Genomic DNA, 899 nt, shown 5'->3' with positions numbered 1-899 from the left:
GCTGGAAGCAGAGTTTTCACTTCTTGTGGAAGCTCTTTGCCTGGAGTTCCGCTTACAAATTCATGTGTTGCCTTGTAAGTTGGTGCTGGGGTAAATTCCCAAGTACCGACGAAGTGGGCATCCGCTCCATTGATGGTTTCTGATGCCTTGTCATAAGACTTAAAGCTCCATGTGCCTTCTGCTGTCTTCACTTCTGTTTTACTTGGTTGAGTTGGAGTCGCTTGACTACCATCTTTAAGTCTGTTTGGTCTGCTGGAAGCAAGGCTTTCACTTCTTGTGGAAGGTCTTTTCCTGGAGTTCCGCTGACAAATTCATGTGTTGCCTTGTAAGTTGGTGCTGGGGTAAATTCCCAAGTACCGACGAAGTGGGCATCCGCTCCATTGATGGTTTCTGATGCCTTGTCGTAGGACTTGAAGCTCCAAGTACCTTCTGCTGTCTTCACTTCTGTTTTACTTGGTTGAGTTGGAGTCGCTTGACTACCATCTTTAAGTCGGTTTGGTCTGCTGGAAGCAAGGCTTTCACTCCTTGTGGAAGGTCTTTCCCTGGGATTCCGCTGACAAATTCATGTGTTGCCTTGTAAGTTGGAGCTGGAGTGAATTCCCAGGTGCCTACGAAGTGGGCATCTGCTCCATTGATGGTTTCTGATGCCTTGTCGTAGGACTTGAAGCTCCAAGTACCTTCTGCTGTCTTCACTTCCGTTTTACTTGGCTGAGTTGGAGTCGCTTGACTACCATCTTTAAGTCTGTTTGGTCTGCTGGAAGCAAGGCTTTCACTTCTTGTGGAAGGTCTTTTCCTGGAGTTCCGCTGACAAATTCATGTGTTGCCTTGTAAGTTGGAGCTGGGGTGAATTCCCATGCACCGATGAAATGGGCATCCGCTCCATTGATGGTTTCTGATGC

At 47.6% G+C, this 899-nt stretch carries 1 protein-coding gene and 1 pseudogene; both read right to left on the bottom strand.

Features of this window, described 5'->3' with window-relative positions; translation table 11 throughout:
* On the bottom strand, positions 1 to 134 hold a 134-nt coding region (locus HMPREF2991_RS11265; protein WP_257371985.1), incomplete at its 3' end, for an SHIRT domain-containing protein.
* 15 nt (positions 135 to 149) lie between these two features.
* A pseudogene (locus HMPREF2991_RS07560) lies at positions 150 to 773 on the bottom strand (SHIRT domain-containing protein); the annotation flags it as partial.
* Positions 774 to 899: the final 126 nt, after the last annotated feature.

The organism is Streptococcus sp. HMSC072D07 (assembly GCF_001814835.1).
GTDB lineage: Bacteria > Bacillota > Bacilli > Lactobacillales > Streptococcaceae > Streptococcus.
The sequence above is the reverse complement of the archived record's forward strand: the minus strand, read 5'-3'. Positions and strand labels throughout refer to the sequence as shown.